Genomic DNA, 22,009 nt, shown 5'->3' on the forward strand with positions numbered 1-22,009 from the left:
TAGGGCAGGAACATACTGAGCGGTAGGGGTTGGGCGCGGAGAAGTTACCGGCGGTCGCACCGCACTGTTCGGCGAGGTCGCACGGCGCCCCGAACCCCGAGCGGGCCTGCCCGTCCACCGGATCGCGCCCGGGTCCCCTCCCGGGCCGCCCCCGGGCCGCTGACCGGGGTCGCACCCGGGCCGCTCGGCATAGGCTGCACTGGTGGCGAAGACGACTAAGGCTCACCAGGAGCGCGAATACCGCATGGCGGAACTGGCCAGGGAAGCCGGGATCACCGTGCGGACCCTGCGCTTCTACCGTGAACGCAAACTCATCCCGCCGCCTCGCCGCGAGGGCCGCATCGCCTGGTACACCGAGCACCACCTGGCCCGAATCCGCACGATCTCGGCCCTGCTGGAGCGCGGCCACACCCTCGGCGGCATCGCCGAACTGCTCACCGCCTTCGAAAGCGGCCGCGACGTCGGCGAGGTGCTCGGCCTCGACGCCGCCATCTCCATCCCCTGGTCGGAGGAGACCCCGGTCCGGCTCACCCCCGAGGAACTGGCCGACTACTTCGCCAGTGACGTCACCCCGGAAAACCTCGCGACGTCGCTGGACCTGGGCTATCTCGCCGTCGACGGTGACGAGCTCGTCCACGTCAGCCGCCGCCTCCTCGACGCCTCCCGCGAGCTGGTCGCCAGCGGCGTCCCCCTGGCGGACGTCCTCACGGCGGGCCGCGAGCTGCGCCGCCACGTGGAAGCCATCACCGAGGACTTCACCAACCTCGTCCGCACCCACGTCCTGGCCGACGCCCTGGCCCGAGCCGAAGCGGGCCAGGGCCTGACGACGGAGGAAGCGGCCCGCATCACCCAGAGCCTGGAAACCCTGCGACAGACCGCGAAGAGCATCGTCGACGCGGAACTGTCGATGGCCATGGACCGCCGCGTCCGTGCGGAACTCGAAGTCTGGCTGGGCAAACAGGGGACGGAAAGCGGCAAACAGTCATCGGCGAGCGGCAAGGAGAACACCGCCGGGGACCCGGGCACCCCGGCGGAGCCCCCGACGAACGACGCGTCCTGACCGGCGGACGACGTGTCCTGACCGGTCGGCCGCGGCTGGCGGACGCGGCCGGCGGACGCGGCTGGGCGAGTCAGACCGGCCGAGTTGAGACCAGACGAGCCAGCACTGGGCGAGCCATGATCAGACAGGGCGCGGCCAGACGGGTCGCCGTCAGACAGGCCGCCGTCAGACAGGCCGCGGTCAGACAGGCCGAGATCCGAAAGATCATGGTCAGACAGGCCGTGACCAGACAGGCCGAGATCACACACGCCGTGATCACACAGGTCGTGATCAGGCGGCGGCACGGGCCCGTACGGTCAGCAGTCGTAGACGACCGTCACCGGCGCGTGGTCCGACCAGCGCAGGTCATACGAAGCTGCCCGCTCCACCACGCCGGACACGGCTCGCTCCGCCAGCCCGTGCGTCGCCACGTGGTAGTCGATGCGCCAACCACTGTCGTTATCAAAGGCTTTGCCCCGGTATGACCACCAGGAGTACGGCCCCTCCACGCCCGGGTGCAGCTGCCGCATCACATCCGCGTAGCCCGTCTCGTTGAAGACCCGGCCCAGCCAGTCCCGCTCCTCGGGCAGGAATCCGGCGCTCTTGCGGTTCGCCTTCCAGTTCTTCAGGTCGGCCTCCTGGTGCGCGATGTTCCAGTCGCCGCACACCAGCACCTCGCGCCCGTCGGCCGCCGCCCGCTCCCGCAGCTCCTTCAGATACGGCAGGAACTCGCCCATGAAGCGCTCCTTCTCCTCCTGCCGCGCCGTGCCCACCTCCCCCGAGGGCAGATACAGGCTCGCCACCGTCAGCCCCGGCAGGTCGGCCTCCACATAGCGGCCCGTCCCATCGAACTCGGACGACCCGAACCCGATCAGCGTCCGCTCCGGCTCCCGCCGCGTGTACAGCGACACCCCGGCCCGCCCCTTGGCCGCCGCCGGGGCGTGCAGCACGTGCCAGCCCTCCGGCTCGCGCACCTCGGCGGGCAGCTGGTCCGGCTCGGCCCGCACCTCCTGGAGGCACACCACGTCCGCGCTGGTCGCCGCCAGCCACGGCAGGAACCCCTTCTTGGCAGCGGCCCGCAAACCGTTCACATTCACCGTCGTCACCCTGAGCATCCCCGCACGATACCGATACCCGGACACCCCGCCGACCCACGAACAGCACACCCGTACGATTGCGAGAATGCAGATCCTGCCCGTGCCCTACGACCACCCCGACGCCACCAAGCTCAGTGACCTGGTGCAGCTGGAGTACGTCGCACGCTACGGCGAGCCCGACCTCACCACCATCGATCCGCGGCAGTTCGACCCGCCCCTGGGCCTCTACGTGCTCGCGTACGCCGACGACGGCAGCCCGGTCGCCAGCGGTGGATGGCGGGCACAGGACCACAGTGACGAGGGGCACAGCGACGGCGACGCCGAGCTGAAGCGGATGTTCGTGCTCCCCGCAGCACGCGGCCAGGGACTCGCCCGCCAGATCCTCGCCCTCCTCGAAGACAGCGCCCGCGCCGCCGGGCGGGTCCGCATGGTGCTGGAAACCGGCATCAAGCAGCAGGAAGCCATGGCGCTGTACGAGTCCAGTGGATACGAGCCCACGAAGAAGTTCGGCCTCTACCGGTTCCACGACGACAGCCGCTGCTACGCCAAGCCGCTCACATAACCCCTGCCCCTACCCCTTCCTTCTTCCCGCCTCTTCTCAACCTCCTTGCCGCGTCAAGGGAATCCGTACACTCGAAGATCGCCGCGCGAACGCCGTGGGCGGCTAGGGACAGAGGGAGAGTGCACGATGGCTCAAGAGGGTTACCCGGCCGACCGCATCAACACCCAAGAAGCCCATTCGGCGCGCGTGTACGACTACATCCTCGGCGGCAAGACGAACTATCTCGTCGACCAGGAGGCAGCCGAGACGATGTGCCAGGAGTGGCCCGCGCTCCCGGTCCACATGGAGGAGAACCGGTACTTCATGCACCGGGCCGCCCAGTACCTCGCCCGCGAGGAAGGCGTACGGCAGTTCCTCGACATCGGCACCGGCATTCCCACCGAGCCGAACCTCCATGAGGTCGTCCAGCGGACCGCCCCGGACTCCCGCGTCGTCTACGTCGACAACGACCCGATCGTGCTGACCCACGCCCAGGCCCTTCTCGTGAGCAGCCCGCAAGGGCGAACGGCCTATATCGACGCGGATATGCGCGACCCGGCCGCGATCCTCAGCTCCCCCCAAGTCCGCGATACGCTCGACCTCAGCCAGCCGGTGGGGCTGATGATCATTGGCATCGTGCATTTCCTCCTCGACGAGGACGACGCGATGGGTATCGTCCGACGACTGCTCGATCCGCTCCCGGCAGGCAGCTTCCTCGCCATGACCATCGGCACAGCCGACTTCGCCCCGCAGGAAGTCGGCCGCGTCGCCCGCGAGTACGCCAGGCGCGGCATGCCCATGCGCCTGCGCACCCGGCAGGAAGCCGAGGAGTTCTTCGCGGGCCTCAGCCTGGTGGAACCCGGTGTGACGCAGGTCCACCACTGGCGGCCTGAGGAAGACAAGAACATCGACGACCGGGACATCGCCATGTACGGCGGCGTCGCCAAGAAGACTTACTGACCGCGGATCAGTACGCGGCGGTGAACCTGGTCCGGTGGTGCTTGGGCCGCTCGGCTTCATCCAGCAGCGCCACGGCGAGGTCTTCCATGGAGATCGCCGAGTTGCCGTCGGCATCCACGAGCAGCTCATCGGTGCCCAGCCGGTAATTCCCGGTGCGCTCCCCCGGCTCCAGCAGCGCGGCCGGGCTCAGATACGCCCAGTCCACCCCGGTGGCCTCGGCACGGCAGGCCGCGAGCTGGTCGTCGCAGGCCAGAGCGATGGGCCGCCAGTCAGCGGGGAAATCCGGACCGTCGATCACGGTCGTACCGCCGCCCCCGGGCAAGGTCAGGCTGCCGGCGCCGCCGACCACCAACAGCCGCACGCCGGTCCGGGAGAGCCCGGCGAGCAGTGCCTCGGTGAGCGGGCCGAACTCTCTCTCGTGCCCGGGCGCCGGCCGGGTCGCGCTGATCACCACGTCCTGACCGGCGCTCAGCGCGGCCACGTCATCGGCGTCCGCGGCGTCGCCAACACGGGCATGGGCAGCGGCGGGCAGTCCGGGGAACCGCGCCGGATCTCGTACGACAGCGGTGACCTCATGGCCACGGGACAGCGCCTCGGCCACCACTCGGCTTCCCACATTTCCCGCTGCTCCGAACACGGTGATACGCATGTGTCTCTGCTTTCCTTTTTCGTTGTGAACGATGACGAAATCAGCTGCTAAGGCTGATCACTTGGTGCATTGTCAGCCGGCGGACGGCGGGCAGGCCACCCGCCGGTGAGGCTGACGACTGCGCCGCCTTCCGCGGTGAGGCGTGAGGTCTACGCCACCCGCTCGCGCTCCGGTATCGCCGGTGCCCCCAGTGTCCCCGGCACCTCCGCAGAGGTGGCCGGGCGCTTGATGACGCGCTGGCGCGGTCGCCCGCTCGGGCCGCTCCCGGGCTTGGTCTGCGCCGCTATGAGCGCGGCGAGGACGATGAGGCCGCCAAGGATTTGCGGGGCGCTGAGTTTCTGGTCGAGGGCGAGCCAGCCCAGGACGGTCGCGACCACGGGGCTGAGCAGCCCCAGGAAGGTGACGCTGGTGGCGGACAGGGCGCGGATTCCCCGGAACCAGAGGGCGTAGGCGAGGGCGGAACCGATGATCGCCAGGTAGCCGTAACCGGCCAGGTTCGCGCCGCTCAGCGTCGCGGGTGGCGCGCCTTCGACGAGGAGCGCGACCGGGAGCAGCAGCAGGCCGCCCGCGACGAGTTGCCAGCCGGTGGTCGCGAGAAGGGGGGCGGGTGACGTCCAGCGCTTGCTCAGGACGATCCCGGAAGCCATGACGATCGCGCCACCGACCGCCGCCACGACACCGAGCGTGTCCAGCCGCGCGTCGGAACGCAGGACGAGCAGGCTGACCCCGGCCACTCCGGCGGCCGCGGCGATCGTCGTGCGCGGCGTCAGCCGTTCGCCCAGCAGACCGGAGGCGAGGCCGGCGACCAGGAGGGGCTGCAACGCGCCGATGGTCGCGGCGACCCCACCGGGCAGCCGGTACGCGGCGATGAACAGCAGCGCGAAGAACCCCCCTATGTTCAGCGCGCCGAGCACCAGCGCGCGCCACCACCACTGCCCCTTCGGCAGGCGCCGGGTGATGAGGACGAGCAGGAGGCCCGCAGGAAGAGCACGTATCACGGCAGCCAATAACGGGCGGCCTGGTGGCAGTAGTTCGGTGGTGACGAAGTAGGTGGTGCCCCAGAGAGCAGGCGCCAGCGCGGTCGCCAGGACGAGCCAGACTCGATTGCTTAGCACTAAAGTAAAGTACCTCAGCGCTAAGTAATTGGCTAGAGTGGAGTCGTGGCAGATCAAGTTGACCGTGTGCTGGAGCAGTGGGGCGCGCAGCGCCCCGATATAGACGTCTCGCCGATGGCGGTAATAGGGCGCCTGTCGCGCCTCTCACGGCTGGTCGACGCCGAGCTGCGCCGGACGTTCAGCGCGCACGGCCTCGACCACGCGTCGTTCGACGTCCTCGCCACCCTGCGCCGCAGCGACCCGCCACACCGCCTGACCCCGACCGAGCTGATGCTCGCTTCCATGGTCACCTCGGGCGCCATCACCCAGCGCCTCGACCGCCTGGAGACCCGCGGCCTGGTGCACCGCGCGCCCAGCGCGTCAGACGGCCGAGGCGTCTACGTGGCCCTCACCGACGAGGGCCGCACCCTCATCGACGAAGCCCTGCCCGACCACATCGACACCGAGAACCGGCTGCTCGCCGCGCTCACACCCGCCGAGCGCGACACCCTCGCCGACACCCTGAAGGGCCTCCTGGAATCGCTGGGCGACAGAAGGCACTGACCTGCGGAGCCACGGCTGCCGCCCGACGCCCGGACATGCCCCGCTCCGCCACCACCGCCAGTCCCGACCTCCGGCGCCCGCCCCGGCCCAACCGCCCCCACCCGCCCCCGTTCGAACACCACTGGGGACAAACCGGGGACACTGTCGGGACACCGGCGGGGGCACCCCTCACCACACCCCTCACCACACCGTGTCGGACGCCGCCTCGAACAGACCGTCCCCAGACACGACAAAACCCCGTCCGATCAACCGATCGGACGGGGTTTCATCAGCCATTCCTGAGCGGACTCAAGAACAGTCATTGCGGTGGGTCGTTCACGAGTCGGGCTGACCAGTGCCGTCCGGGCGCGTTCAAGATCGCTTCCCAGTTCTTCGGTGATCGTTTCCCGGGCATTGTGTGACCTCGCCGGAGCGGCGCCCCGCGCTGCATCACAAGGTCCGATCGCCGCCAGACGGCACGAGGGGGCGCGCGTGACAATTCGCGGGTGCTCGACTTCGACACCTGCTACCGGGCGATGGCCAGCCGCGATGCGCGGTTCGACGGGGACTTCTACGTCGCCGTGACGACGACCGGCGTCTACTGCCGTCCCGTGTGCGGCTCACGCACTCCGAAGCCGGAGAACGTCTGCTTCTTCCGCGTCGCAGCGGCGGCCGAGACAGCCGGTTTCCGGGCATGCCGCCGCTGCCGTCCCGAGGTCGCGCCGTACTCACGCGAGTGGAACGTCCGCGGGGATCTGGTCGCTCGTGCGCTGCGGCTGATCGCGAGCGGGGCCGTCGACGACGTCGGTGTGGCGGGCGTGGCACGGCAGCTCGCGGTGAGTGAGCGGCACCTGCACCGGCAACTGGTCGCGGAGCTGGGGGTGGGGCCACTCGCCCTGGCCGTGAACCGCCGGAATCAGGTCGCGCGCCTGCTCATCGAGTCCAGCGCGCTGCCCCTGGTGGACGTGGCGTTCGCCGCCGGGTATTCCAGCGTCCGCCAGTTCAACGACGGGATGCGGGCCGCGTTCGGCTGCGCACCGAGGGAGCTGCGCACGGCGCGCGGGCCGCGGTCGGGCCACCGTTCCGGGCCGCTGGTGCTGCGGTTGCGCTACCGGCCGCCGCTTGCCGCCGCCGCGCTGCTGGAGTGGCTGCGAGTCAGGGCCGTCGCCGGAGTCGAGCAGGTGGAGCACACGCGTTATCGACGTACGCTGCGCCTCCCCCGGGGCACCGGGTCTGCCGAGCTGGACCTTCGTGTTCGCCCAGTGAGCCAGCAGGCGCATCGGCATCAGGTGACGCTGCGCCTGTGGCTGGAGGACCTGCGCGATGTCACGGCGGCGGTGCGACGCTGCCGCGACCTCCTCGACCTGGACGCCGATCCGGCAGCCATCGCGGACGTGCTGGGCGCGGAACCCTGGATCGGCCCGCTGGTTGAGGCCACGCCGGGCCTGCGGATACCGGGCTGTGCCGATGGATTCGAGTTGGCGGTCCGCATGGTCGCCGAGCAATACGCTCCGCTGGAGGATGCGCGGACGCTGTGCGAACGGCTGGCCGAGCTGCACGGCGAGGCCGTCGGCGTGCCAGAAGGAGGGCCGGTCCTGCTGTTTCCGTCGGCACCCGTGGTGGCGGAAGGCGTCCTCGACGTGCCCGGCCTCGGCAAGGAGCCGGCCGCGGCACTTCAGGCGCTGGCGCGCGCGGTCGCCGACGGGGATCTCTCGCTGGAACGGGACGCCGACCGGGAGAGGTCCAGAGCCAGGCTGCTGACCCTGCCCGGCGTCAGCTCGTGGACGGCGCAACGCATCGCAATGCACGCGTTGGGCGACCCGGATGCCTTCTGCCCCTACGACCCGGCCCTCGGCAGGGCGGCCCTGCGGCAGGCCGGCGACAGCCCAGAGCTTCCCCCCGGCCTGGAGGAACGTGCCCGCCGATGGCGGCCTTGGCGCTCGTACGCCGTGATGCACCTCCTCAGGTCCACCAACCACTGACCACTCCCGGTCCGCCGCGCGGTCCGGGCAGCCAACCCCATTCGAGAGGAACACTCCTCATGCACGCCGTAACTGTGCCGACCCCGCTGGGCCCCTTCAGCCTGGTGACCGTCGACGACGGGATACTCACCGCGGGCTTCACCCGGGAACCGGCGACCCTCCTGGAAGAGTTGCCGCCGCCCTGGCGAGAACGCCGGCTGAGCCGACGTGGCTGTGGCTCGCCCGAACTCTGCACGTCCGCGGTGACGGCATACTTCGACGGCACGGTGGAGGCCATCGACGCCCTTCCCGTCGTGCAGTTCGGCAGTGACTTCCGGCTGGCGGCGTGGCGGGAGATGCGTCGGATCAAGCCCGGTACGACACTCGGCTACCGGGAACTCGCAGGCCGCGCCGGCAGCCCGGGCGGCGCCCGGGCTGCCGGCGCGGCCTGCTCGTACAACCTGGTGCCCCTGGTGGTCCCCTGCCACCGCGTCCGCCGCTCGGACGGAAGCCTGGGCGGCTACTACTACGGGCTGGACGTCAAGCGGTGGCTGCTGGCGCACGAAAGCGGTGGGCGGGTCCTCTCTCTCCCCGCACCGGCCGCCACCTCCGGGAATGGACACGTTGCCCGATGACGACGTATGCGCGGGTTCTGCGGTCGGGCGGGGGCGGCTTCGGCCGCCTGTGGCTGGGCGCGACTGTGTCGCTGCTCGGGGACGGGATGACGTTTCTGGCCCTGTCGTGGCTGGTCATCGACCAGGGCGGCATCGGTCGGCTCGGTTTGCTGGGAGTGTGCTTCACCGCCCCTGTCGTTCTGGGAGGCCTGGCTGTGGGGCCGCTCCTCGACCTGCTGGACAAACGGACTCTGCTGATCTGCGACAGCCTGTTCCGCGCGGCTTGCGTGACCGCCGTGCCCTTGGCAGCCGCCGTCGGGGATATACCGACGGCGTTGCCGTTCATGGTGGCCGCTGTCTACGGCCTGCTCAAGATGGTGCCGCTGGCGGCTTTTCCCGCCGCGATCCCCCAACTCGTCGATGAGCCGGATCTGGACACGGCGAACGCCCTGGAGTCGTTCAGCTTCAGCGTGGCCACCGTCGTGGGCCCGGCCGCGGCCGGTGTCCTCGTAGGTGTGATCGGCGCGCCCAACGTGCTTCTCATCGATGCCGTCACCTATCTGGTCTTCGCGGGCGCGGTCGCGACCGTACGGCGCCCGCTGCCGCCGCTGCGCCGGGCCGCCGGCGTGGAGACACCGACCGGGCGGCGGTCGCTGAAGGCGGTGGCCCGAGACCGGGTGATCGTGGCCACCACAGCCGCCTTCATGCTGTTCAACATCGCCGAGGGAATGCTGCTGCTGGTCGTCGCGCCGTGGCTGGCGAAGAACGAACTGCCAGGCGGCGCTCCCTGGCTCGGGGTGCTGATCGGGGCGGTAGCCGCCGGGGAGTTGGGCGGAGCCGCCCTGGCGGGCAGCGGCCGGGTGGGGAGGGCGTCGGTGCGGCGGATCGGACTGTTCCAGTCGGGAGCGGCCCTTGCCATCCTGGCCGTGCTCGGGGCTCCCCAGCCCGTGGTCGTCGGGGCCGCGTTCTTCGCGGTGGGTCTTCTGAGCGCGCCGATGACCGTATGGGCACAGTCCCTGCGGATGCGCCGCATCCCGCCTGAGCTGCACGGCCGGTCCTTCGCCGCGCTGCGTACCCTGATGCAGGGCACCTCTCCACTGGGGGCAGCGGTCGCCGCCCCCCTGCTGGTGCACGGCGGACTCGGCGTGTCCGTAGTGTTCATGACCACCCTGGCGGGACTACCCGGGCTGTATCTGTTGCTGTCTTCCACAGACCGGACCCCCGCTCCCGAGCCGACACCCAAGAACACCGGAACCGGCGAAGTGCCCTCTTCCCCTGCCAGGAGTTGAGAACTCCATAGCCCAGCACGGAGCAGCCATCGGAAACGCGGAAACGACGAGATCCCGCCCGATCGGAATGATTCGGACGGGAGCTCGTCAACCGTTCACACTTGGACTCATGAACAGCGCTTGCGGTGGACCTGTGGGGATTTGAACCCCAGACCCCCTCGATGCGAACGAGGTGCGCTACCAGACTGCGCCACAGGCCCTTGCAACGAGTGAAACTCTAGCATCCCCGTCGGGGTGCTTGGAAATCCGTTCCCTCGCTGGTCAACGGAGTGGGCGGGGGCGGCGGGTGGTCACTCGTTGGCGGCGCGGGGGCGGTCGTCGTCGGCGTACTGGTCGAACAACGGGGTGCGCCCGCGTTCGCGGGACGGGCGGCGGCCCTGGGTGCCGGAGCGGGGGCGGGCGGTGGGTTCCGCCGGGTCGGCCGTCGCCGGAGGGGCGGCCGGGGGCGTCTGCCCGGCAGCTGGTTCGGCCGGGCTGGAGCGGGCCGAGCTCCAGGCGTCCGGGGCGCCGAGGTCGACGTTGCCGGAGGCGCGGGGGGCGACGGGGGCCGTGACGTAGGTGGGCAGCGGTACGGGGACGGGGTCCCAGCTCTCCCCCGCCGGGCCGCCGCGCTCGCGTTCGTGCTGGTCCACCCACTCCGCGTGGTCGGTCTGCTCGACCAGGGCACGGCGGTCGGCCGCGTGCGCCGTTCTCGCTTCGGCCGCCGGGGTGGGCACAGCGGGCTCGCCTCGCGGGTCAGGGGCTGCCGCGCGGGGCGTCCTCGCCGGGGCCTCCTGCCCGGCCGCGGTCGCGGGCCGTTCCAGGTCGCCGGGGGTCTCGGCGGGCCGGTCGGCCGAGGGCCGGGGGCGGTCAGCGGCCGGGCGGGCTGGCTGGCGGCGTTCGCGCAGGCGCTGAGCGGCGAGTTCCGCGCGGCGCTGGTCCATGGTGAAGGCGAAGCGGCGGCGTTCCTGGATGCGGAGGTAGACGATGTACGCGCTCAGCAGCACGGCGGGGCCCACCGGTGCCCAGAGGAAGGCGACACCGCCGACGGCGGCGATGACCGAACCCACGGTGAACGCGAGGAAGAGGAGCACCGTGGTGCGGCGGCGGCGCGCCAGCGCCTTCGCGCGCCGAGTGCGCTCACCGGCACGCTCTCCCCGCTCGGCGGCGATCCCGCCCTGTTCTCCGCCCGGCCCTCCGGCGGCGGCGGACGATGTCTCCGGGGTGCCGGGGCCCGCGGAGGCGGGCGGCAGGAGGGCTTCGCCCGCCGGAGCGAGGACGGTCGCGGGCTCGACGAAGGCACGGACGTCGACGACGTCGGTGACGTCGTCAGGGCCGACCGCGCCCCGTACTCGCGCGGCCGTGTCTTCCCGGAGATCCGGGTCATCCGCATCGTCGGCGGCGTCGTCGGCCAGGTCCCTGACGCCAAGCTCCTTGGCGTAACGGCGCTCCATCGCCGCCCGTCCGGACAGCAGCCGGATGGCGGTGCTGAACCGTTCCGTTGGACGGGCGTCGTTGAGCTCGTCCTGCCTGCGGAGCCACATTGGCACCAGATAGGCGGCCCAGGCCCCGACGATGACTGCGTAGATGAGGCCACTGCTGCTCACGGTCACACGGTAGAGGGACCGGAGCGGGCCGATCCGCCAATTGGCGCGGTGTGTCGCACGATCTTGCTGATATCTCGAACTTTTTTTGTGATTGGTGCGATGAACAGCCTGCAAATGTGTTCAATTTGTGTTCGATATCGAACACCTATTTTATATCTGTGATGCTCCGGGCTTCATCTGATGCCACCGGTTGAGCAGCCCGTTCGGGACCTCTTCGGCGGTGAGCGCGAAGACGAGGTGGTCGCGCCATGCCCCGTCGATGTGGAGGTAACTGGGCCGCAGGCCCTCCTCGCGGAATCCCAGCTTTTCCACCACCCGGCGGCTGGGGACGTTCTCCGGGCGGATGCACACCTCGACACGGTGCAACCCGACCGAGCGGAAGCAGTGGTCGACGGCGAGTGCGACGGCCGTCGGCATCACGCCACGCCCGGCGCACGCCTTGTCCACCCAGTAGCCGATATGGCCCGAGCACATCGAGCCCCAGGTGATGCCGGCGACCGTCAGCTGCCCGGCCAGCCGTCCCTGGTAGTCCACGACGAACGGCAGCATCCGCCCGGCGTGCGCCTCCGCGCGCAGGTGCCGCACCATCTGCCGGTACGTGGGCCGGTGCGCGACCGGTCCGCCCGGCGGGGGCGGCGGAATGGTCGCTTCCCATGGTCGCAGCCACTCCCGGTTCCGGCGGTTGACCTCGCGCCAGGCGCGCTGGTCGCGCATCCTTATGGGGCGGAGGGCCGTCTCACCGTCCGCCAACACCACGGGCCAGCAGGCGTTCAGTGCCCGCTCCCCGCAGCACCCTCGGGTCTGGGGTGGTCGCCACCGCGCACCTGGTCCACCGCGTGGATCAGCAGCCTGCCGAGCACGGTGAGGCCGTCGCGGACGCCGCCTGACGAGCCGGGCAGGTTGACGATCAACGTGCTGCCCGCGACTCCCGCGAGCCCCCGGGAGAGCGCCGCCGTCGGCACCTTCGCCAGTCCCTCGGCACGGATCGCCTCGGGGATGCCGGGGATCTCGTAGTCCAGGACACGCCGGGTCATCTCGGGCGTCAGGTCGCTGGGCGAGATCCCGGTGCCGCCGGTGCTGACGACCACGTCGTACGAGGCGGCCACCGCCTCCCGCAGGACGGCGGCCACCGGCTCGCCGTCGGGGACCACGCGCGGGCCGTCGACCAGGAAACCCATCGCGGCCAGGCCCTCGGCCAGCAGCGGTCCGCCCTTGTCGGCGTAGACCCCGGCGGCGGCACGGTTGGACGCGGTCACGACCAGCGCCCGGTAGCGGCCCCTGGCCGCGGGCAGACCCGTCCGGCCTGAGGCCGAGGCAGGCGCCGGGATTCCGGGCACCGGCGCACCCCCCGGCGCGGACGTCCCGCTGCGCGCGCCCGGCGCGCTGGGTGTGCTGTGCGGGTGCGGCGCACTGCGGGCAGCGGCCGACGGGTCTGTCGTCATGAGGTGCGGCTCCAGTCGCCGGACTTCCCGCCGGCCTTCTCCTCGACCCGTACGTCCGTGATGACCGCGCCCTTGTCGACGGCCTTGACCATGTCGATGACGGTGAGCGCGGCGACGGTGACGGCCGTCAGGGCCTCCATCTCCACCCCCGTACGGTCGGTCGTCTTCACGGTGGCCCGGATCTCCACCGCGTCGTCAGCGACCGAGAGGTCCACCCGCACCCCGGACACGGCCAGCGGATGGCACAGCGGGATCAGGTCGGGGGTGCGTTTGGCGCCCATGATGCCCGCGATTCTGGCGGTGGCGAGGGCGTCGCCCTTGGGCACTCCCTCGCCGCGCAGCAGTTCCACGACGCGCGGCGACACGAGCACGCGGCCGCTGGCGCTGGCGCTGCGCGCGGTGACGTCCTTCCCCGAGACGTCGACCATGCGCGCCGCGCCCGCTTCGTCGAGATGAGTGAGGTGATCCTGGGCGCTGCTCATGGTTCTCCCGGTCGGTCCTAAGGCAGACACCGTACCGGGCACGGCCGTGGATCAGCGCGGCAACCGCCCCCACCCGGCCACGGCGCGCCCGCCCGGGCGGTGCCGGTCGCCTCCGGCGGGCGGCGTCGTTCGCCTCCGGGGGCCGGTGAAGCGGGCTGCCGCGAGCGCTCCCGCAGCACGCGCGGACAGGACGGACGGGGCCGGGGAGCCGGAAGGCCGGGGGTCCGGGGGTCCGGGGGCCTCAGTCCAGGAGGACGACGTCCACCGTGTCGCCCGGGTCGTAGGCCGTCGTGTCCTCGGGGACCACGATCAGGGCGTTGGCGAAGGCGAGGGCCTTCACCAGGTGGGAACCGGCGCCGCCGACGGGGGTGACCGACCCGGCCTCGGCGTCGTACCGGCCGCGCAGGAACTGGCGGCGGCCCTGCGGCGACGAGGCCACGCCCTCCGGGCACACCGCGCTGACGACCGTACGGTACACAGGCTCCACGCCCATCAGGGTGCGGATCGCGGGTCGGACGAACAGCTCGAAGGACACGTACGCGCTGACCGGGTTGCCGGGGAGGGCGAGCAGCGGCGTGCGCTCGCGGCCGCCGTCGCTGTCGCCGACGAAGCCGAAGCCCTGCGGCTTGCCCGGCTGCATGGCGAGCTTGCGGAACTCGACGCCGTCGCTGTCCTGGCTCAGGTCCGTGAGCGCCTCCTTGACCACGTCGTACGCGCCGACGCTGACGCCGCCGCTGGTGACGACGAGGTCGGCGCGGATGAGCTGGTCCTCGATGGTGGCGCGCAGCGTCGCGGCGTCGTCGCTCACGGCGCCGACCCGGTAGGCGATGGCTCCGGCGTCGCGGGCGGCGGCGGTCAGCGCGAAGCTGTTGGAGTCGTGGATGCGACCGGGGCCCAATGGCTCACCTGGCTGGACCAGTTCGCTGCCGGTGGACATGATGACGACGCGCGGGCGCGGGCGCACCGGCACCGTGGCCCGGCCGATCGCCGCGAGCAGGCTGATCTGCGGGGCGCCGAGGACCGTCCCAGCCTTCAGGGCCAGTTCACCGGCGCTGACATCGCTGCCCTTGTCCCGGACATGCTGCCGCTTCTCGGCGGGCCGGTACACACGGACGTGGCCGCCGGCTGCCTCGGGCGCCGCGCTGTGCGCCCGCATGCCCGCGACGGGGCCGCCGCCCGTGCCGCCGTCCGTCCACTCGACGGGGACGACGGCCTCGGCACCGGGCGGCAACGGGGCACCCGTCATGATGCGGGCGGCCTCGCCGGGGCTGACTCTGGGCAGTTCACCGCTGCCCGCGGCGATGTCGCCTATGACCGTGAGGACCGCCGGGAACTCCTCGCTCGCGCCCGCCACATCGGCGATCCGCACCGCGTAACCGTCCATGGAGCTGTTGTCGAAGGGCGGCAGGGCGACGGGGACGGTGACGTCCTCCACCAAAACGCACCCCTGCGCGTCGAGGAGTTGCAGCTCGATGGGGTCCAGCGGGCGGATTCGGCCCAGGACGTCGGCGAGATGCTCGGACACCAGCCAGGTGCGTGTCGGGCCGGCGGCCGGGTCGGCGGTGCTGCTCAAAGTGCTACATCTCCTCGGTGACGTAACGGCGAAGCCAGGAACGGAAGTCCGGACCCAGATCTTCACGTTCGCACGCGAGTCTGACAATGGCACGCAGGTAGTCGCCCCGGTCGCCGGTGTCGTAGCGGCGGCCCTGGAAGACGACGCCGTGCACGGGCCCGCCCACCGTCTCGTCGGCGGCCAGCGTCTGGAGGGCGTCGGTGAGCTGGATCTCGCCGCCGCGGCCCGGCTCGGTCTCGCGCAGCACGTCGAAGACGGCGGGGTCGAGGACGTAGCGGCCGATGATGGCGTAGTTGCTGGGGGCGTCGGCCGTGTCGGGCTTCTCGACCAGGTCGGTGACGCGGACGATGTCCTCGTCGGCGGTGCCCTTGACGGCGGCGCAGCCGTAGAGGTGGATCTGCGCGGGGTCGACCTCCATCAGGGCGATGACACTGCCGTTGTACCGCTCCTGCGTTTCGATCATGCGGGCGAGGAGGGGGTCTCTGGGGTCGATCAGGTCGTCGCCGAGGAGGACGGCGAAGGGCTGGTCGCCGACGTGCGGCGCGGCGCACAGTACGGCGTGGCCGAGGCCCCTGGGGTCGCCCTGGCGGACGTAGTGCATGGTCGCGAGGTCGCTGGACTCCTGTACGCGGGCGAGCCGCGACTCGTCCTTCTTACGCCGCAGGGCCTCTTCCAGCTCGTAGTTGCGGTCGAAGTGGTCTTCCAGGGGGCGCTTGTTGCGGCCGGTGACCATGAGGACATCGGAGAGGCCCGCGTCGACCGCCTCTTCGACCACGTACTGAATCGCGGGCTTGTCGACGACCGGCAGCATCTCCTTGGGGGTGGCCTTGGTGGCCGGGAGGAAGCGCGTTCCAAGCCCGGCGGCAGGAATGACAGCCTTGCTGATCCGAGTGCGCGATGGAGTCATGTTCAGCACCCTATCCGCTGCCTTTGTGCAGAAGATGATGGTCCGCCGAATATGACCTGGGACGTCACAACAGCAGCACAAAACGAGGGGTTTGTACGTGCCATGATCAACGCCGACGGTACTAAGCGGGCATTGCGGCGAGGTCTCCTGGCGGTTAGGGCTGGGTTGACTCCGGATGACATCGCCGCGACGGAGGCGGCGCTCGCGCGCCGGGCACTGGAACTGCCGGAGCTGAGAGGGGCGGGCACGGTCGCCGCGTATGTCTCCGTGGGCAGCGAGCCGGGCACGCGCGCGCTGCTGGACGCGCTGCGCGCGCGGGGCGTACGGGTGCTGCTTCCGGTGCTGCTGCCCGACAACGATCTCGACTGGGGCGTGTACGAGGGTCCGGAGCATCTCGCGCGTGTCGCGCACTCCGGGAAGTTCAGCCTGCTGGAGCCGGACGGACCGCGGCTCGGTCCGCAGGCGGTGACGTCGGTCGACGCCGTGCTGCTGCCGGGCCTGGCGGTGGACAGCCGCGGGGTGCGGCTGGGCAGGGGCGGCGGCTCGTACGACCGGGTCCTGGCCCGGCTGGAGATCGCCGGGGCGAGCCCGGCGCTGGTGGTGCTGCTCTACGCGAACGAGGTGGTGGAGCGCGTACCGAAGGACCCGCATGACCATCCGGTGCATGCGGTGGTGACGGCGGAGGGCGTGCGGCGGTTCCGCTGACGCGCGGGCGCATGGTCCGCTGGCATGCCGGAGCGGACGCGGGCGCGAGGCGCGCATAAGCGCCGACGCGAGCGCGGGGCGCATCGGGCTGGGTCCAAGGCCCCGGACTCGGCGCTCCCCGCGCCGCGCCACCCGGCAGGGCAGCCTCTCCAGATCGCCAAGCTGCCAGGTCGCCAAGCTGCCTCCCGGCGTCGGCGGGGGACGGCTCAGCGGCGCGACGGGCAGGGGAGCGGGCCCGAGCCCGCAAGGCTCAGACCCGCTCCCCGGCGCTGTGAGCGCCACGGGCGCTACGGCGTCAGCGCCAGCTCGTCATCCGTCGCCTCGTCGACCGCCTTCTCGCTGAACGGCCAGTCGAGCAGTTCGCCCTTGACCCATTTCTCGGTCTGATCGTCGTAGTGCTCGTGGTACGCGTGTCCCGAAGCGCCGGTCAGGTTGATCCAGCGCGACTTGTCGAGGTCGTCGAGGTTGACGATCATCCGCATCGACGGGACCCACACGACCTCGTAGCCGCCCGCCGCGTTCCAGCCGGTGGCGTTGACCGCCCCCTCGCCGCCGCTGAGGTTCCACGGGCCACGGTTGAGCAGCCACTGGATGAAGCCGGGGCCCTTGGTGCCCAGCGTCTGGTTCTTCAGCGTCAGCTGGTGCAGACGGCCCCAGCTCCAGGTGTCGATGTCCTTGCCGAGCTTGGACGTCAGCTCGTAGCGCGCGTCCTTCATGGCGCGCGCGAGCAGCTCATCGCGGTTCTTGACGCCACGGTTGGCCTGCGTGCCGGCGGTGTGCCACCACTCGTTGTCCGGGTCGTCCAGGATCTTCCGTACGACCTCGAACCAGCGGTCGCCACCGTCCGGCTGAGCGGCGTCCTTGGCGCGCTCGCCGCATTCGGTCACGTAGTCACTGTCGTCGTCGAGGTCCTCGACGGGACCGGTGTCGTCGGCGGGCCGGACCCGCAGGCACTGGCCCTTGACCCGGAGCTCCTTGGGCAGCTTGTTGCCGAAGGCGAGCTTGAGGGTGTTGCGCCAGACGGCGTTGAAGTACGCGGCGGCGGCCGAGTCGGCGTCCTGGGTGTAGTCCCAGCCCTCAAGGAGCTTCTGCGCCTCGCGGACGTAGTCGTTCTTGATGTTGATCTTGAGCAGGTACGGCGTCAGCAGTTCGGCGATCTCGCTGCTGTTGTCCATCTGCATGGACTGCATGTCATCGGTCGAGATCTTGCCGCCGTCCTTGGTCTTCGACTCGATGAGGTCGGTGATGCGCTGGCTGCGCGCCCCGTAGCCCCAGTCGTCGGTGAGCAGGTACGGGTACTTCTCGCGGTCGACGACGGCCTGGTTGGCGGTGACGATGTAGCCGCGCTTGGGGTTGTACTCGTACGGCAGGGCCTTCTGCGGGATGTAGCCGGTCCACCGGTACGAGGAGTCCCAGCCGGGCGCCGGGTAGCGGCCATCGGCGGGTTTGCCGCTCTTGCCCTTGCCCCGGATCGGGATCTGGCCCGGCGCCTGGTAGCCGATGTTGCCCTTGGTGTCCGCGTAGATGAGGTTCTGCGAGGGCACGGCGAAGTCGGCGGCGGCCGCCCGGAACTCGGTGAAGTCACTCGCTCTGTTGATCTTGAACAGCGACTCCATCGTCTTGCCCGGGTTCAGCGCGGTCCAGCGCAGCGAGACCGCGTAACCGTCACCCCGGTCCGGGGCGGAGTCGCCCACCGGCGCCTTCTCGCCCACCTTCTCCAGCTCGTCGTCGCGGTCGGAGACGATCGGCCCGTTCTCGGTGGCGCGGACCGTGATGTGGCGGCTCTTGCCGCCCGCGACCTTGATGGTCTCCTTGCGCGTCTTGAACTTCCGCTGGTTGCCGTCGTACAGGTAGCCCTCGGCGTTGACCTTCTCCAGATACAGGTCGGAGACGTCGGCGCCGAGGTTCGTCAGACCCCAGGAGATGTCCTGGTTGTGGCCGATGACCACGCCAGGCATCCCGGAGAAGGTGTAACCGGCGACGTCGAACGGGCACTCGGCGCTGACCTGGTTGCAGTGCAGGCCCATCTGGTACCAGAGCGAGGGCAGCTGCGGCGCGAGGTGCGGGTCGTTGGCGAGCAGCGGCTTGCCGGTGGTGGTGTGCTCACCGGCGACGACCCACGAGTTGGAGCCGATGCCGTTGCCGCTGGGGCCGAGCAGCGCCGGGATGTCATCGAGTGTTTTCGACAGCGCGGACAGGTTGGTCTGCAACCCCTGCCCGACGCCGGGCCCGCCGCCGGGCGTCGACGAGGCGCCCTGCGGCTGCCCGTCCGGCTTGAACTCCTTGGTGAGGGTATCCACCGCGCCGCGGTCGACGATCGGCCGGTTCCTGTCGTACGGATACGTCGGGTACAGGTCCTCGATCTGCTTCGCGTTCAGCCGGCTGGAGGCCAGCGACCGGTCGATCTCGTCCTCCATGTTGCCGCGCAGGTCCCAGGCCATGGCCTTGAGCCAGGCGACCGAGTCGACGGGCGTCCACTTCTCCGGCTTGTAGTCGTTCTTGAAGTTCAGCGCCGCGTACTCGACGGAGAGCGAGGCGCCCTCGTGGTCGTCGAGGTAGGAGTTGACGCCTTCCGAGTACGCCTGGAGGTACTTCTTGGTGCTGGGCGACAGCTTGGTGTCGTACTCGCGCTGCGCGACCTCGCGCCAGCCGAGCGTGCGCAGGAACGCGTCCGTCTCCACCTCGCTGGACCCGAACATCTCCGACAGCCGCCCCGACGTCAGATGCCGCCGGACGTCCATCTCCCAGAACCGGTCCTGCGCCTGGACGAAGCCCTGGGCGCGGAAGAGGTCTTCCGATGTGTCCGCGTAGATCTGCGGGATGCCGTTGCCGTCCCTCTTGACCTGGACCGGCTTCGACATGCCCTTGATCTGGATCGAACCGGTGGTCTCCGGGAAGGAGGCACGCACGGTGCTGATGCTCCAGTACGCGCCATAGCCGACGCCCCCCACGAGCAGCAGCACGAGTGTGAGGACGATCAGACGGACGCGCCGCCCCTTCTTCTTCTTTCGGGAAGGGGCGTTCGAAGCATCACTGTTGCCGCTCTGTGTCCCCGTAGAGGGCTGGCGGTCGGGCGACGGGCGGGAGGGCATCGCTGTCCTTCAAGGGGCAGGGTGGACCTGGAGTGCTGGAGCAACCGTATCCGGAGCCCTGACGGCTTCCCTACGCGGAGTCAGGGCCAGGGGAGAAGCCGGGCGGGCGGGACGACGGCGAGCGGGTGACTCGGGCGAGCTGTGTCGATCATCGCGTCAAGGACCGGTAAAATGTTAGGTAAGGCAATGAACTTCCGGTCGGCCGAGGGAAACGTTCTGGCCGAAAGCCTCGCGAAAGGGTCGGCCCCTGACTGTCCACCGCCTCAATGAACTCCTGCTGGTCTGCGCACTCGTCCTGCTGATCGCCGTGGTCGCAGTACGGCTCTCCTCCCGCAGCGGGCTGCCAAGCCTGCTCGTCTACCTCGGAATCGGCGTGGCGATAGGCCAGGACGGCCTGTTCGGCGTCGTCTTCGACGACGCCGAACTGACCCAGGTCATCGGCTACGCGGCGCTCGTGGTCATCCTGGCCGAAGGCGGCCTCGGCACCAAGTGGCGGGAGATCAAACCCGCCCTGCCGCTCGCCGCCACGCTGTCCACCGTGGGCGTCGCGGTGAGCGTGGGGGTCACCGCGACCGCCGCCCACTACCTCGTGGGTCTCGACTGGAAACAGGCGCTGATCATAGGGGCCGTGGTGTCGTCCACCGACGCCGCCGCCGTCTTCTCCGTGCTGCGCAGGGTCCCGCTCCCGACGAAGCTGACCGGCACGCTGGAGGCCGAGTCCGGCTTCAACGACGCCCCCGTCGTCATTCTCGTCGTCGCCTTCTCCGCGACCGGGCCGATCGAACACTGGTATGTGCTCCTGGGCGAGATCGCCATGGAACTGGCCATCGGCGCGGCGATCGGTCTCGCTATCGGCTGGCTCGGCGCGTACGCACTGCGGCATGTGGCGCTGCCCGCCTCCGGCCTGTACCCGATCGCGGTCCTGGCCATCGCCGTCGTCGCCTACGCGGGCGGCGCGCTGGCGCACGGCTCCGGCTTCCTCGCTGTGTACCTCGCCTCGCTGGTGATGGGCAACGCGAGGCTGCCGCACTGGCCGGCGACCCGAGGGTTCGCCGAGGGGCTCGGCTGGATCGCCCAGATCGGCATGTTCGTCCTGCTCGGCCTGCTGGTGACACCGCACGAGCTCGGCGACGACGTGCTGCCCGCGCTGCTGGTCGGCCTGGTGCTGACGGTGGTGGCGCGGCCGGTCTCGGTCCTGGTGAGCACTGCCGCGTTCCGTACGCCCTGGCAGGAGAAGGCGCTGCTGTCCTGGGCCGGGCTGCGGGGCGCGGTGCCCATCGTGCTCGCCACCATTCCCATGGTCGCCGAGGTGCCGGAGAGCCAGCGGGTCTTCAACATCGTCTTCGTGCTGGTGATGGTCTACACCCTCATCCAGGGCCCGACCCTGCCCTGGCTCGCCAGGCGGCTGCGGCTCGGCGACTCGGAGCTGGCCGCCGACCTCGGCGTCGAGTCGGCACCCCTGGAGCGGCTGCGCGGACATCTGCTGTCCATGGCGATCCCCGAGGACTCCCGCATGCACGGGGTAGAGGTCGCCGAGCTCCGGATGCCCGCCGGGGCCGCGGTCACCCTCGTCGTACGGGACGGCAAGAGCTTCGCCCCGCTGCCGACGACCGTGCTGCGGCACGGCGACGAACTGCTCGTCGTGGCCACCGACCCGGTGCGCGACGCGGCGGAACGACGGCTGCGGGCCGTCAGCCACGGCGGCAAGCTGGCCGACTGGCTGGGCACCGGAGGCGACGGCATGAACGACGGTGACAGGCCCCAGCCGCGCCCGGGGACCTGGCCGTGGCCATGGCTCCGCGCGCAGGCTCGCATCCATGGCGGCGGACAGCGCGAGCAAGGGGGGGAACTGGGGCGAGCAGAGGAGCGGGAGGAAGCGCGGGAGCGCGAACGGCAGCGGCAGCGACAGCTCCAGCGGCAGCGGCGACGGCAGCAGGAGGAGGCGGCGGCGGGCCGGGGCCACGGTGGCGACCAGGCGCGTGACCGGGCGCGCGACCGGTCACGAGGCCGTGAGCAGGGCGGCGACGGCGGCCGCGCTCGGCGCGGCAGCGGCGGCAAGGGCGGTCGGCGCGACGGCCGAGATGGCCGACGTGACGGTCGAGGCGGTGAGGACGGCAGCCATGGCCATAGCCGTGGGGATGACGGCCACGGGCACAACCGTGGTGAAGAGAGCCACGGCGGGCGTACGCGTGGTGACGAGGGCCACGGCGGCCACTGCGGTGGCGACGGTCACGAACGTAACGAAGCGGGCTCATCAGCCGGTAGCATGAACGCAAAGAGGCAATAACCGACCAACTCTGCCTGACGCAGAGCTGGCGCGACCGCAAGGCGGCCTGCCCGGCATCTACCACGGTCATGCGCGAGAGGACAGCTCTCGGCGCCCCGTGGTGATCCCAAGAGGCGCTACCAGGCGGCAGAAAGGCCCGGCCGTGGCA

The 22,009-nt window shown here is 70.7% G+C and carries 19 protein-coding genes and 1 tRNA gene; 9 read left to right on the forward strand and 11 right to left on the reverse strand.

The features are described 5' to 3' along the window. Nucleotides 1-244 precede the first annotated feature (244 nt). On the forward strand, nucleotides 245-1,060 hold the full coding sequence (locus AC5P1B_RS18600; protein WP_493888437.1) for a MerR family transcriptional regulator: 816 nt from the start codon (nucleotides 245-247) through the stop codon (nucleotides 1,058-1,060). Between the two features lie 296 nt (nucleotides 1,061-1,356). On the opposite strand, the gene AC5P1B_RS18605 is transcribed toward AC5P1B_RS18600, so the two are convergent. After that, the gene (locus AC5P1B_RS18605) at nucleotides 1,357-2,154 is read right to left on the reverse strand and encodes an exodeoxyribonuclease III (RefSeq protein ID WP_493888396.1); all 798 of its coding nucleotides are present in this window, start codon (nucleotides 2,152-2,154) and stop codon (nucleotides 1,357-1,359) included. A gap of 67 nt (nucleotides 2,155-2,221) precedes the next feature. On the opposite strand from AC5P1B_RS18605, the gene AC5P1B_RS18610 reads away from it, so the two are divergent. Together AC5P1B_RS18610 and AC5P1B_RS18615 are read left to right on the forward strand one after the other, a co-directional pair. Then, nucleotides 2,222-2,698 (forward strand): GNAT family N-acetyltransferase, encoded by a 477-nt coding sequence (locus AC5P1B_RS18610; protein WP_493888397.1) that lies wholly within the window; start codon nucleotides 2,222-2,224, stop codon nucleotides 2,696-2,698. Between the two features lie 126 nt (nucleotides 2,699-2,824). Continuing rightward, nucleotides 2,825-3,637: an SAM-dependent methyltransferase gene (locus AC5P1B_RS18615; RefSeq protein ID WP_493888398.1), complete on the forward strand. Its 813-nt coding sequence runs from the start codon at nucleotides 2,825-2,827 to the stop codon at nucleotides 3,635-3,637. Nucleotides 3,638-3,644: 7 nt separating this feature from the next. Here the strand turns inward: AC5P1B_RS18615 and AC5P1B_RS18620 are convergent, their stop codons facing one another. Both AC5P1B_RS18620 and AC5P1B_RS18625 read right to left on the reverse strand, forming a co-directional pair. Then, the gene (locus AC5P1B_RS18620; protein ID WP_493888399.1) at nucleotides 3,645-4,286 is read right to left on the reverse strand and encodes an NAD(P)-dependent oxidoreductase; all 642 of its coding nucleotides are present in this window, start codon (nucleotides 4,284-4,286) and stop codon (nucleotides 3,645-3,647) included. Between the two features lie 149 nt (nucleotides 4,287-4,435). Continuing rightward, on the reverse strand, nucleotides 4,436-5,401 hold the full coding sequence (locus AC5P1B_RS18625; RefSeq protein ID WP_493888400.1) for an EamA family transporter: 966 nt from the start codon (nucleotides 5,399-5,401) through the stop codon (nucleotides 4,436-4,438). Nucleotides 5,402-5,446: 45 nt separating this feature from the next. On the opposite strand from AC5P1B_RS18625, the gene AC5P1B_RS18630 reads away from it, so the two are divergent. The 4 genes from AC5P1B_RS18630 (at nucleotide 5,447) to AC5P1B_RS18645 (ending at nucleotide 9,787) form a co-directional block, all read left to right on the forward strand. After that, nucleotides 5,447-5,944, forward strand: coding sequence for a MarR family winged helix-turn-helix transcriptional regulator (locus AC5P1B_RS18630; RefSeq protein ID WP_493888401.1), 498 nt, complete (start codon nucleotides 5,447-5,449; stop codon nucleotides 5,942-5,944). A 485-nt stretch (nucleotides 5,945-6,429) separates the two neighbouring features. Further along, nucleotides 6,430-7,905 carry a DNA-3-methyladenine glycosylase 2 family protein gene (locus AC5P1B_RS18635; RefSeq protein WP_493888402.1) on the forward strand — a complete coding sequence of 492 codons (1,476 nt, stop codon included), beginning with the start codon at nucleotides 6,430-6,432 and terminating at the stop codon, nucleotides 7,903-7,905. 59 nt (nucleotides 7,906-7,964) lie between these two features. Further along, nucleotides 7,965-8,519 carry a methylated-DNA--[protein]-cysteine S-methyltransferase gene (locus AC5P1B_RS18640; RefSeq protein ID WP_493888403.1) on the forward strand — a complete coding sequence of 185 codons (555 nt, stop codon included), beginning with the start codon at nucleotides 7,965-7,967 and terminating at the stop codon, nucleotides 8,517-8,519. Beyond that, a complete protein-coding gene (locus tag AC5P1B_RS18645; RefSeq protein ID WP_493888404.1) occupies nucleotides 8,516-9,787 on the forward strand; it encodes an MFS transporter in 1,272 nt (423 codons plus the stop codon). Before AC5P1B_RS18640 ends, AC5P1B_RS18645 begins: the two co-directional genes overlap by 4 nt. A 126-nt stretch (nucleotides 9,788-9,913) precedes the next feature. Here AC5P1B_RS18645 and AC5P1B_RS18650 read toward each other — a convergent pair. The 7 genes from AC5P1B_RS18650 to galU form a co-directional block, all read right to left on the reverse strand. Then, nucleotides 9,914-9,987, reverse strand: a tRNA-Ala gene (locus AC5P1B_RS18650). A gap of 90 nt (nucleotides 9,988-10,077) precedes the next feature. Then, nucleotides 10,078-11,373 (reverse strand): divisome protein SepX/GlpR, encoded by a 1,296-nt coding sequence (gene sepX / locus AC5P1B_RS18655; protein WP_493888405.1) that lies wholly within the window; start codon nucleotides 11,371-11,373, stop codon nucleotides 10,078-10,080. Nucleotides 11,374-11,523: 150 nt separating this feature from the next. Next, entirely contained in the window at nucleotides 11,524-12,147 is a 624-nt protein-coding gene (locus AC5P1B_RS18660; protein ID WP_493888438.1) for a GNAT family N-acetyltransferase, read from the reverse strand. Beyond that, on the reverse strand, nucleotides 12,144-12,701 hold the full coding sequence (locus AC5P1B_RS18665) for a MogA/MoaB family molybdenum cofactor biosynthesis protein (protein WP_493888439.1): 558 nt from the start codon (nucleotides 12,699-12,701) through the stop codon (nucleotides 12,144-12,146). The genes AC5P1B_RS18660 and AC5P1B_RS18665 overlap by 4 nt, the downstream gene beginning before the upstream one ends. 110 nt (nucleotides 12,702-12,811) lie before the next feature. Further along, nucleotides 12,812-13,297 (reverse strand): cyclic pyranopterin monophosphate synthase MoaC, encoded by a 486-nt coding sequence (gene moaC / locus AC5P1B_RS18670; protein ID WP_493888406.1) that lies wholly within the window; start codon nucleotides 13,295-13,297, stop codon nucleotides 12,812-12,814. 241 nt (nucleotides 13,298-13,538) lie between these two features. Further along, nucleotides 13,539-14,870: a molybdotransferase-like divisome protein Glp gene (gene glp / locus AC5P1B_RS18675; RefSeq protein WP_493888407.1), complete on the reverse strand. Its 1,332-nt coding sequence runs from the start codon at nucleotides 14,868-14,870 to the stop codon at nucleotides 13,539-13,541. 4 nt (nucleotides 14,871-14,874) lie between these two features. After that, nucleotides 14,875-15,777 carry a UTP--glucose-1-phosphate uridylyltransferase GalU gene (gene galU, locus AC5P1B_RS18680; RefSeq protein WP_493888408.1) on the reverse strand — a complete coding sequence of 301 codons (903 nt, stop codon included), beginning with the start codon at nucleotides 15,775-15,777 and terminating at the stop codon, nucleotides 14,875-14,877. A 102-nt stretch (nucleotides 15,778-15,879) separates the two neighbouring features. Here galU and AC5P1B_RS18685 point away from each other — a divergent pair, with 102 nt between their 5' ends. Continuing rightward, a complete protein-coding gene (locus AC5P1B_RS18685) occupies nucleotides 15,880-16,482 on the forward strand; it encodes a 5-formyltetrahydrofolate cyclo-ligase (protein WP_493888409.1) in 603 nt (200 codons plus the stop codon). A gap of 287 nt (nucleotides 16,483-16,769) precedes the next feature. Here the strand turns inward: AC5P1B_RS18685 and AC5P1B_RS18690 are convergent, their stop codons facing one another. Beyond that, the gene (locus tag AC5P1B_RS18690; protein ID WP_493888410.1) at nucleotides 16,770-19,574 is read right to left on the reverse strand and encodes a penicillin acylase family protein; all 2,805 of its coding nucleotides are present in this window, start codon (nucleotides 19,572-19,574) and stop codon (nucleotides 16,770-16,772) included. A 247-nt stretch (nucleotides 19,575-19,821) separates the two neighbouring features. Between AC5P1B_RS18690 and AC5P1B_RS18695 the strand changes: the two genes are divergently transcribed. Beyond that, nucleotides 19,822-21,861, forward strand: a complete 2,040-nt coding sequence (locus AC5P1B_RS18695; protein ID WP_493888440.1) for a potassium/proton antiporter — start codon at nucleotides 19,822-19,824, stop codon at nucleotides 21,859-21,861. Nucleotides 21,862-22,009 lie beyond the last annotated feature (148 nt).

This window comes from Streptomyces sp. A01, assembly GCF_059026195.1.

Excerpts from the sequence above, each read along its gene's own strand:
- AC5P1B_RS18600 (WP_493888437.1), top strand. The coding sequence starts at position 245 with ATGGCGGAACTGGCCAGGGAAGCCGGGATCACCGTGCGGACCCTGCGC.
- AC5P1B_RS18640 (WP_493888403.1), top strand. The coding sequence starts at position 7,965 with ATGCACGCCGTAACTGTGCCGACCCCGCTGGGCCCCTTCAGCCTGGTG.
- moaC (WP_493888406.1), bottom strand. The coding sequence starts at position 13,297 with ATGAGCAGCGCCCAGGATCACCTCACTCATCTCGACGAAGCGGGCGCG.
- galU (WP_493888408.1), bottom strand. The coding sequence starts at position 15,777 with ATGACTCCATCGCGCACTCGGATCAGCAAGGCTGTCATTCCTGCCGCC.
- AC5P1B_RS18685 (WP_493888409.1), top strand. The coding sequence starts at position 15,880 with ATGATCAACGCCGACGGTACTAAGCGGGCATTGCGGCGAGGTCTCCTG.
- AC5P1B_RS18620 (WP_493888399.1), bottom strand. The coding sequence starts at position 4,286 with ATGCGTATCACCGTGTTCGGAGCAGCGGGAAATGTGGGAAGCCGAGTG.
- AC5P1B_RS18615 (WP_493888398.1), top strand. The coding sequence starts at position 2,825 with ATGGCTCAAGAGGGTTACCCGGCCGACCGCATCAACACCCAAGAAGCC.
- AC5P1B_RS18690 (WP_493888410.1), bottom strand. The coding sequence starts at position 19,574 with ATGCCCTCCCGCCCGTCGCCCGACCGCCAGCCCTCTACGGGGACACAG.
- AC5P1B_RS18610 (WP_493888397.1), top strand. The coding sequence starts at position 2,222 with ATGCAGATCCTGCCCGTGCCCTACGACCACCCCGACGCCACCAAGCTC.
- AC5P1B_RS18645 (WP_493888404.1), top strand. The coding sequence starts at position 8,516 with ATGACGACGTATGCGCGGGTTCTGCGGTCGGGCGGGGGCGGCTTCGGC.
- AC5P1B_RS18605 (WP_493888396.1), bottom strand. The coding sequence starts at position 2,154 with ATGCTCAGGGTGACGACGGTGAATGTGAACGGTTTGCGGGCCGCTGCC.